Source organism: Psychrobacter sp. A3 (assembly GCF_028823565.1).
GTDB lineage: Bacteria > Pseudomonadota > Gammaproteobacteria > Pseudomonadales > Moraxellaceae > Psychrobacter > Psychrobacter celer.
The window spans coordinates 1-9,744 of record NZ_JAPEHS010000094.1 but is presented as its reverse complement, the minus strand read 5'-3'; the positions used below and the strand labels follow the sequence as shown (position 1 = coordinate 9,744).

The 9,744-nt window shown below is 47.6% G+C and carries 7 protein-coding genes; 4 read left to right on the top strand and 3 right to left on the bottom strand.

Going from position 1 to position 9,744, the window contains the following annotated elements:
* Window positions 1–441: 441 nt before the first annotated feature.
* Entirely contained in the window at window positions 442–1,293 is an 852-nt protein-coding gene (locus tag NK638_RS10770; RefSeq protein WP_274633026.1) for a ribonuclease HII, read from the bottom strand.
* Window positions 1,294–1,431: 138 nt separating this feature from the next.
* Window positions 1,432–2,763: a lipid-A-disaccharide synthase gene (lpxB, locus tag NK638_RS10765; protein WP_274633025.1), complete on the bottom strand. Its 1,332-nt coding sequence runs from the start codon at window positions 2,761–2,763 to the stop codon at window positions 1,432–1,434.
* Between the two features lie 326 nt (window positions 2,764–3,089).
* On the opposite strand from lpxB, the gene NK638_RS10760 reads away from it, so the two are divergent.
* Complete coding sequence (locus NK638_RS10760) at window positions 3,090–4,172, top strand: 3-deoxy-7-phosphoheptulonate synthase (RefSeq protein ID WP_274633024.1); 1,083 nt, start codon at window positions 3,090–3,092, stop codon at window positions 4,170–4,172.
* A gap of 175 nt (window positions 4,173–4,347) precedes the next feature.
* Here the strand turns inward: NK638_RS10760 and pepN are convergent, their stop codons facing one another.
* Window positions 4,348–6,990, bottom strand: a complete 2,643-nt coding sequence (gene pepN, locus NK638_RS10755; RefSeq protein ID WP_274633023.1) for an aminopeptidase N — start codon at window positions 6,988–6,990, stop codon at window positions 4,348–4,350.
* Window positions 6,991–7,346: 356 nt separating this feature from the next.
* Between pepN and NK638_RS10750 the strand changes: the two genes are divergently transcribed.
* The 3 genes from NK638_RS10750 to NK638_RS10740 all read left to right on the top strand — a co-directional run bounded on the left by NK638_RS10750 (window position 7,347) and on the right by NK638_RS10740 (window position 9,636).
* Window positions 7,347–8,027: a DUF6231 family protein gene (locus tag NK638_RS10750; protein ID WP_274633022.1), complete on the top strand. Its 681-nt coding sequence runs from the start codon at window positions 7,347–7,349 to the stop codon at window positions 8,025–8,027.
* A 206-nt stretch (window positions 8,028–8,233) separates the two neighbouring features.
* On the top strand, window positions 8,234–8,752 hold the full coding sequence (gene pal / locus NK638_RS10745) for a peptidoglycan-associated lipoprotein Pal (RefSeq protein ID WP_274633021.1): 519 nt from the start codon (window positions 8,234–8,236) through the stop codon (window positions 8,750–8,752).
* A 116-nt stretch (window positions 8,753–8,868) separates the two neighbouring features.
* Window positions 8,869–9,636, top strand: coding sequence for a 4'-phosphopantetheinyl transferase family protein (locus tag NK638_RS10740; protein WP_274633020.1), 768 nt, complete (start codon window positions 8,869–8,871; stop codon window positions 9,634–9,636).
* The last annotated feature ends 108 nt before the right edge of the window (window positions 9,637–9,744 follow it).

Here is a 9,744-nt window from a genome sequence, read left to right as displayed (position 1 = left end):
GATTTTTTCTTTATTAACAGGCTTAGTGCTAGAATGGCTATCACGATTACTAGCGTCGCCGCCACCGCCACAAGCGCTCAAAAAAAGCGTTAAAAAAAACGCCGTCGCAAGATTCATTGATGATGTATTAAAAGGCATTTTTTATCCTATCAGTCGCCGCTCATATATAGATCAATACAATCGCTACGAAGCGTCAACATATTGACCTTAATCATTAATAGCACAGCGATTATTCAATTGTATCTATATTGTAATACAGTCAATGAACTTTTGCTCATCATTTTTATCAGTAATAAAAATAAAAAAGTATACCTCATCAAATAAAATCATTAAAACTTACAAAACGTAAATTAATTACCTTAGAATCGACTAAAAAATACTCGCTGTCAGTGCCATGGTTGAATGTGCAACACGCCCTAACATAACCAGCATAGTCGGCGTTTAGCATTCGCTCTCCAGCGCCTTTCTTATAGGGGCAAAGCTGCGGCGATGCTCTGGTAACACACCAAGCGTCGCAACGGCTGCCATATGAGCGCGCGTTGGATAGCCTTTGTGTTTGGCGATGCCATATTCAGGATATTGCGCATCTAATTCATACATGGCCTTATCACGGCTCACCTTTGCCAATATACTGGCCGCGGCGATACTGGTATGACGGCCATCGCCCTTGACCCATGCTTGACAGTCGAGCATGGCGGGCGCTATACCTGCCTTGGCAAGCTTACTAACGTCTAAATCAGGGCAGCGATTGCCATCGATTAACACTTCGATAGAGCGATGACCGACAGCGGTCAAATGGGCGGCAACTGCTTGTAGCAACTCCTCGGTACACAAACGCATACCGAGCATCGTCGCCTGCAAAATATTGATTTGGTCGATGACGGCGGCCGGTATCTCCGCGATGATATACCCAGCCGCATACTGCTGCACCAAGGGGTAGAGCCTGTCACGCTTTTTTTCACTCAACTGTTTGGAGTCGGTCAATACAGACAGCGGGGTATCCTTTAGCGGCTGCGCTTCTATGAGCCCCGACCACGCGGCAGGTAGTAGCGCCGCGGCGACATTGACAGAGCCTAGCAAAGGCCCGCGGCCAGCTTCATCGACACCTATCTGTAGTGGCAAGACCGCGTCCTTTGTCGTCTGCCCATATTGGCTTTGTAGCTCCGAGGTATGTAGTTGACCAGACAAATGAATGGGCGCTGCTAGTTGAATATACTGACCTTTGATATCGACTTGCTCAATACGTATATCAATTGGTGTCAAAGGTTGGGCACTACTAGATGGGTTACTCATAACACTGCTATATCTTTTTTTGAGGGGTGAAAGTTGGACTTGGTGACATTGCCTTTAGCGTGGCTTTTAGCATTGTTCTTAGTATGATTTTTAGTATTTTGTCATAACAGTGCTGCCATAAGGCACAGATGACATGTGTTATTGCTGATGGTTTTGCTTATACCATTGCTCGATGACGCTGTTTGCCGGCTCATGGTTGCTCTGCTGCTGTAATAGCTGTTTGGTGGTAAGCAGATCGCTCATTTGCTCGGCATAGGCGCGTGGCTGTAATAAACGCATCACCGTACGGCAGATATTATCCCCACTCGCCTGCTCTTGTATCAGTTCAGGCACTATCGCGGCATCTGCTAGGATATTGGGCAACGCCACATAAGGCACTTTTACCAGACGCTTGGCGATCTGATAGGTCAGCTGATTTAACTGATAAATCACCACCATCGGTCGCTCAAGCAGCATTGCCTCTAGTGTCGCGGTGCCTGAGGCTAGCATCACCACATCGGCTGCTGCCATCGCTTGCTGACTAAAGGCTGGCTGGCTATCATCGTATACCACCACAATAGCGGCGCGCAGCTGCTCTGAGCGTTTATCGATGACATCCTGCACGATATATTGATGGTTTTGATCCACAGTAGGGATGATAAAACACAGTTTTGGGTCCAGTAATATCAATTTTTGAATACCATCGAGCATCAAAGGCAAGATGGCGGTAATCTCCCCGCGCCGCGACCCTGGCATCACGCAAATGAGCTGACTGACTTCATCAAAACGATCAATAAAAAACTGCTGCAAGCCATCATTGTGCCAGACCAGCTCACTGCGGCGCTGATTGATAGGTGTCGCGAGTAGCCCTTGATCTATGGTGCGTAACAGCGGATGACCGACACAGACTGCTGGGTGGTTATGACGCTCATAGACTGGCAACTCAAACGGAAACAAGCACAGCACCAAATCGGTGGCTGCTTTGATATTATGGATACGCGACTCACGCCATGCCCAAATAGAAGGGCTGACATACTGAACACAAAAAATCCCTTTGGGCTTTAGTTTTTTTGCGACCCGCAGATTAAAATCAGGCGCATCGATACCAATAAACCAGTCGATAGCAGCGTTTTGAAACGCTACTAATAACTCACGGCGTGCCTTTAGCAAATCTGGCAGTTGTGCCATCACCTCAATCAGCCCCATAACAGCCAATCGCTCTAATGCAAAGATGCTTTGTAATCCTTGTGCTTGCATCTTGGCGCCGCCGACACCGACCCAAACAATATCATCGCGCAGATTGTTCATCTGCTGCATAAAGTCAGCACCCAAGCTATCGCCTGACACCTCACCTGCGACGATACCGATGACCAGTGGACCCGCGTTTGACTCAGGTACCAAAAGCTCAGCCGTGCTTTGACTCTCAAGCGTCTGTACCGCTGCGTCTGGCGTCACACCAAGGGAGTGGTTAAGGGTAGCAAAATCTGTCATGACAAGCTCTCGATATGAAGATGATAAAGGTACGATAAAAACAATTATAAAATATAACATATGTCAGTGGCCATAAGGCCTGATAACGCTAATAACGATGCTCATTGACGCTGCCATCATACGTGACGACGGCCAAAATAGCTAAATTGACTCACAAAAACCACGCGCCGCCTGTTTTTATATCCAACGCAGGCGTCACAATGATAACTGGATTTTAGCTTCCTCATTCCAGTTATCAGTTAATTAACTATATGATTGCCCTTGTCAACCAGCGCTTTTGTCCGCATAATGAATATCCCTATAAATCAGCTAGACGATATATAACCATGACAACACCAGTTACCCATAATGCAGATATTGACGACGTGAATATTGAAAAATTCATTCCTTTGATCACTCCCGCTGAGCTAAAAGCTGAGCTGCCTTTGTCAGACAAAGCTTATAATACCGTCCTAAAAGGTCGCAACACTATCCAAGATATCTTGGACGGTAAAGACAAGCGCTTGTTTGTGGTCGTCGGCCCCTGCTCTATTCACGATATTAAAGCCGCTCACGAATACGCCGATCGTTTGGCGGTATTGGCAAAAGAGCTCGAAGATAGCATATTTGTGGTGATGCGTGTCTATTTTGAAAAACCCCGTACAACGGTGGGCTGGAAAGGCATGATCAACGACCCTGACATGAATGACAGCTTTGATATCGAAAAAGGCTTGCGTACGGCGCGTAAGCTTTTGTTAGATCTCAACGAAAAAGGCTTGCCGTGTGCCACCGAGGCCTTGGACCCAAATACGCCGCAATACATGCAGGATTTGATCAGCTGGTCAGCCATTGGTGCGCGTACCACTGAAAGCCAGACACACCGTGAGATGAGCTCAGGTTTGTCTTGTCCAGTGGGTTTCAAAAACGGCACCGACGGTGGAATGACAGTCGCGGTCAACGCCATGCAAGCGGTCAAAGAAGGCCATAGTTTCTTAGGTCTATCAGCAGATGGCAAAGTCTCTATCATCAAATCAAAAGGCAACCCTTACGCTCACGTGGTATTGCGCGGTGGTAATGGCAAACCAAACTATGATGAAACGGCGGTAGCACAAGCCGAAAACGCACTGGCCAAAGGCAAAACCAATGGCAAAATCATGATTGACTCAAGCCATGCCAATTCAGGTAAAGACCCATATCTACAACCAATGGTCATCGCGAACGTCGCCGAACAAATCCAAAACGGCAACAAATCCATCATCGGTATGATGATCGAAAGTCACCTTAAAGGCGGCAATCAAAAGCTGACCGCCGACTTAAGCCAGCTTGAGTATGGCAAATCTATCACCGACGGCTGCTTGGATTGGGACAGTACGGTCACAGCTCTATACAAGCTGCGTGATATGGTCAAAGACGTCTTGCCAAATCGCTAACTCTCAATGCAAAGAGCTATCGTCTAGCTAGCACGCTCAGCATTGATACTGTGATACGCTAAAAAAAGCCCGCCCGATACGCATATCGGGCGGGCTTTTTATGATAGTCAGTTGAAAATAAAACTGTTATATAAATTTAAACGCGCTTTTTAGAGTGCATCGACTATATCCTATCCTACTCACCTGCAGACCCAAGCACACTCTCTAAACTCTCAAGTACATGCTTAGACGATACCTGCTTTTGTAAATCAAGCAGCTGCTCATGCGCCATCTGACGGCGCGGCTCAGCCAAAGTGTTCCAGCGCGCCAGCACTTGTAATAAGCGCGATGACAATACTGGATTGGCAGTATCCAGCTTTTTGATGACACCAGTATAGATATCCAGTCCATCAGCTGTCCAGAGTACGGTAGGCTGCGAGGCAAAGGCACCGACGACCGAGCGGACACGGTTGGGCGTATTCCAATCAAAGTCCTTGTGGGTAAGCAATGCAGTAATGGCCTCAGGGGTGACCGTATCGGCAGATGACTGCACACTAAACCACAAGTCAATGACCAAATCATTGTCTTGGAAGCGCTCATAAAAATCTGCTAGATATTCATCAGCTTTTGCCAGTTGATGATTGACCATGACCTTTAACGCGCCAAAACGCTCTGTCATACAGCTGGCATTATCATACTGCCGCTGTGCCCATTCAGCAGCCCCATCAACGTTGGCGGTCACTGCCATATCGAGTACCACATTACGCAGCGCACGTGCACCACGAGCATCGGCACTGTCTTGATACGTCTGTATGGGTAGCTGCTTATAAAGCTTTGCCCACTCATCTTTTAATGCCAAAGCCAGCTGTTGATATAAACCTTCACGCTGCGCTTTGATCGCCTCTGGGTCATAGTCCTGCGGTATGGCAGAAGCCAGCTCCTGCGCCGATGGAATATCCAGTAAGCGTGCCGCCAGCATCGCATCCTCGGCGGCAAGCACAGGCAATGTCTGCGCCAGTGCATGCAGATAAATATCTGGGCTACTTTTCTCGCCTTTGTTTTGTAGCAAGATACGATTGACCAGCATCTGCGTCACTTGCCAGCGGTTAAAACCATTGGTCTCGTGCTCAAGTAAAAACGCCAAATCAGCATCTTGATAAGCATAGTTGAGCTGCACAGGCGCACTAAAGTCACGTAATAGCGATACCACAGGCTCGCTGGTCACATTTTCAAAGACGAAGGCTTGTGTTTCTTGATCAAGTAGCAACATACGCTCGGCGACGATATTGCCAGTATTTCGATCAAACAGTGCCGTCGCTACAGGTATCGGCAGAGGCTTTGGCGCATCAAAACCTGCGACATGGCGAGTTTTTTGACTCAACGTAATGGTCAACGTCTGCGTGTCGCTGTCATAGTCTTGGTGCCCTGTCACCACAGGCGTACCAGGCTGGCGATACCAGTCGATAAAGTCCTCAATCTTACTATCGGTAATACTGAGCGCAGATAAGAAGTCCTCCACCGTCACCGCTTGCCCATCATAACGGCGAAAATACTCATCTGTCCCTTTTCGGAAGTTGACTGGCCCTAGCGTATTGGCAATCATACGCACGATTTCAGCGCCTTTTTCATAGACAGTCGTCGTATAAAAATTATTAATCTCAACAAAACTCTCAGGGCGCACAGGATGCGCAAGCGGCCCTGCATCCTCAGCAAACTGATGCGCGCGTAAGGTGGCCACATCATCGATACGCTGTACCGCGCTTGATTGCTGATCGGCAGAAAACGACTGATCACGGTACACCGTAAGGCCTTCTTTTAGACACAGCTGAAACCAATCACGGCAGGTAATGCGGTTGCCCGTCCAGTTATGAAAATACTCGTGGGCGATGATAGATTTGACACTAAAACTGCGCGCATCTGTAGTCGTCTCAGGACTAGATAGCACACAAGCGGTATTAAAGATATTTAGGCCTTTGTTTTCCATCGCGCCCATATTAAATTGACTGACAGCGACGATCATATAACGGTCTAAATCATAAGCGCGGCCATAGTTGATCTCGTCCCAGCGCATGGCGTCTTTTAGCGCCTGCATACCGACATCACACTTATCGATATCGGCAGACTTGGCATAAAGCTCAAGCGTCACCTCGCGCCCTTCACTGGTGGTGTATGAATCCGTCAGCACATCCAAATCAGCGATGACGCAAGCAAACAAATAGCTTGGCTTGTTGGTTGGGTCATGCCAGATGGCATAATGACGGTCTGGTGTACCACTGACGTCGCCCGCCTCTACCAAATTACCATTGGCCAGCAGCGTTGGATAACGTTTATCCGCCTCCAAGCGCGTGGTAAATACCGCCAGCACATCAGGACGATCTGGATAAAAAGTGATCTTACGAAACCCCTCAGGCTCGCACTGAGTGACAAACATGGTATCATCGCCACTGCCCGCCATATATAGCCCCTCAAGCGCTGTGTTGGTCTGCGGACAGATGCGCACTTGTATCTCTAAAGTAACGTCATCAGGGGCATTTGCTATCGTCAGTTTGCCTGCCCTATGTTGATAGCGCTCGGAGGGCAATGACTCGCCGTTCATAGTGATTGCCAGTAGCGCCAAATCCTCACCAAATAGCACAAGATCCCCTGCACTTTGGCGCACCATCTGTAGCGTGCTAGCTACCTGCGCGTGGTCTTCATATAGCTTGATATCCAAATCGACCGTTTCGACAGCAAAGCTTGGCTTTTGATAGTCTTTTAGATTGATTTTGCTGGGTGCTTGCGGTGGCACATCAGGCATTTCAGGGTTGATAATTTGGGTATCTGTTTCAGCAGTAGACATGGGGGTTCCTATTGTTATTTATAAAAAATACGTGTGATTAAAATTCCTAGCGCTTCCTAACCTTAACACCTAAAAGCCCTGTGTTAGATTTTAAGTTTTTTAGGTTTTTTACGTGGTTTAGCTGTTTATTTTTTAGCTACATTGGCCTAAATCACCAAATTTCAAGAGCAGCTCCCTAGATTGTGGCGCTGATAATCCGTGGCTTATAGTCAAATTTAAATAAGTCAGTTACATAGCTGGCTTTGGTAAAAATAGTAAGTTTAGTCGTTCCAAGCCTCAATTTTACATTGGATAATGCATACCAAAATGATTTAATAAAGGCCCTGACGATTACCATTTGAGAAACGGCCTATCATATGACAAAGCAATCCACGCGTCGCGCACAGGTGACGCTACCTTTATTAATAGCTTATATCGATGCGCTATTGCCCACTCTAGCACAGGCAACTGATGCGCAGACAAACACTCAATCAGACAGCAAAAGCACCAAACATAAAATCGACGATAAGCCCGAGCTACTGCCCAATCTACTGTGGGTAACCGAAGACAAAAACACGCTAGCGTTATTAAATACCGCGCTTACCAACCATGCTGCTTTTCAAGTCAGCGATACCGCACAGCCCGCTGACAAACTTGCCTCATCGACCTTACTGGCGCTCAGCCAACAGCCAGTATCTGAGCGGTATGAGCTGGTGTGTTTTTGGCTGCCGACGCTATCAGCAGAGCAGCTACAGCAGTATATCCCATTACTCATGCGCTATCGCGACCTATACGCCGCCCATCTACTCATCGCCCTTGAGCACAATATCGACTTACAACCCTACGGATTTACCCCGTTTGATATATTACAGACTTCTACTTTGACAGAAGATACCGACCTATCAGGTGCCGATATGACCCAGATGCCTGCCGCCGCCCATGCTCTTGGGTCAGCGACACTGTGGCAATTTAATCTGTATGACTACAAACAGCTGCCTAACTGGCTCAATGCCGACTACTGGGCAAACCCTGAAAACTGGGACAAGCACCGCTGGTAGTTTGTTTTTCTGCTTCGATATCAGAGCATTTATCAAAACGGCTATATATATAACAAAACGAGCATATCTGATTGTAAATTCTCGAGTTATTTACAGTAATACTACTTACATAAAGTAACACTGAATATATGATAAATGGTAATTGCCTGAGTTTTATCGAAGCAGTTTACAACAACAACGTTAATTAAAAATTTTAGGAGCTCACCATGTCAATTCGTTTTTCTAAGCTTGCAGTTCTCGCTGTATTGTCAAGCGCTATCGCAATCACTACAGGCTGTGCGACCAAACGCGCCACCTCTGAAGTTGTGGTTGCCCCGCTAGGTATCCCAGGCGGTCAAACGGGCTATAATGGTGCCGTCATCGTAGACAACGCCAGCACCGTCGTCACTGGCGCAGACAACCTGCAAGCCGTCGTTTACTTTGCTTTCGATAGCAGCGAAATCACCGCACAAGCGGCCAATGTCCTCAATCAACACGCAAGCTTGCTACGCTCAAACCCAACCGCTGGCGTAGTGATTGCTGGTCATACCGATGAGCGTGGTAGCCGCGAGTATAACATGGCGCTAGGCGAGCGCCGCGCCCAAGCAGCGCGTGACTATCTGACCGCTCAAGGTGTCGCGGTCAATAATATCCGCATCATCAGCTACGGTGAAGAGCGCCCTGCCGCCGCTGGCACCACCGAAGCCGCCTATGCGCAAAACCGCCGCGCGGAGCTGTCTTATTAAGATAAGCCCCATACGCTCGTATTATCAATCGTTATCGTAATACTAAAAAGGCCCAGCAATATCACGTTGCTGGGCTTTATACTTCCTACTCCTACATAAAACCTGCGGCTACACCTATGCCCTTATACTTGACACAAATTCATAATGTGAGGCTTGGTCCTACGACATGGTGTGCCACTGCGCATGTCAACGCCCTTGCCCATAAGCGTATCAATAAACCGCCCTATCTAAGCCGATACGACCTAAACACCCATATAGATGATACCCAGCAATGGCAGTATTGCTGTGAGGCTGCAGACATATCAGCACCTGATCGGGCGCAGCAGCAGCGCCAACTACAGCGGCAAGGCGTACGGCTGTTGTTACAACAGCTACTCATCAAGCTACAGATAGACGATACCTTAGATGAGTCAGCCTTTCCTTATCAGCTTGCTCGTAGCAAATACTACGTATGCTTTAGCCATACAGGCGCAAAAAATACAGACGATACTGATAATAGCAACACTCAACCAACGAGCTGTCTAGACAATCAGGTGGCCGTCATTCTCAGCCAGCATCGTCCTGCTGGCATCGATATAGAAGCAAATGAGGTAGCTTGGCAGGTGGTTCGGCGTTTTTATGCTGATAAAGAAAAGGCAGTATTGCAACGACTGCCTGCATGGCAGCGTGACGCAATCGCAAAGCGGCTATGGCAAATAAAAGAAAGCTATATCAAGGTATATCAATACACCCTCGCGCAAGGGCTGGGTATCGACTACGCTTATCTGATTGAGGATTTGATAGACGGCGTGATAGACGACCATCATCTGATGACTGTGGTGGATAAAAAAACAGGGTACCGTGTCGCCATCATTCCTAGGCAGCATGTTGTACTGGTGTTTTGACGAGGATCTATGGCTAACATTTAAAGCATTGCATATCCTCTATTTAATCGCTAGCATCTTACTACTTGTTATTAGGGCGTGTTGAACATTCAACCATGGCACTGACAG

Excerpts from the sequence above, each read along its gene's own strand:
- NK638_RS10770 (WP_274633026.1), bottom strand. The coding sequence starts at position 1,293 with ATGAGTAACCCATCTAGTAGTGCCCAACCTTTGACACCAATTGATATA.
- lpxB (WP_274633025.1), bottom strand. The coding sequence starts at position 2,763 with ATGACAGATTTTGCTACCCTTAACCACTCCCTTGGTGTGACGCCAGAC.
- NK638_RS10760 (WP_274633024.1), top strand. The coding sequence starts at position 3,090 with ATGACAACACCAGTTACCCATAATGCAGATATTGACGACGTGAATATT.
- pepN (WP_274633023.1), bottom strand. The coding sequence starts at position 6,990 with ATGTCTACTGCTGAAACAGATACCCAAATTATCAACCCTGAAATGCCT.
- NK638_RS10750 (WP_274633022.1), top strand. The coding sequence starts at position 7,347 with ATGACAAAGCAATCCACGCGTCGCGCACAGGTGACGCTACCTTTATTA.
- pal (WP_274633021.1), top strand. The coding sequence starts at position 8,234 with ATGTCAATTCGTTTTTCTAAGCTTGCAGTTCTCGCTGTATTGTCAAGC.
- NK638_RS10740 (WP_274633020.1), top strand. The coding sequence starts at position 8,869 with ATGCCCTTATACTTGACACAAATTCATAATGTGAGGCTTGGTCCTACG.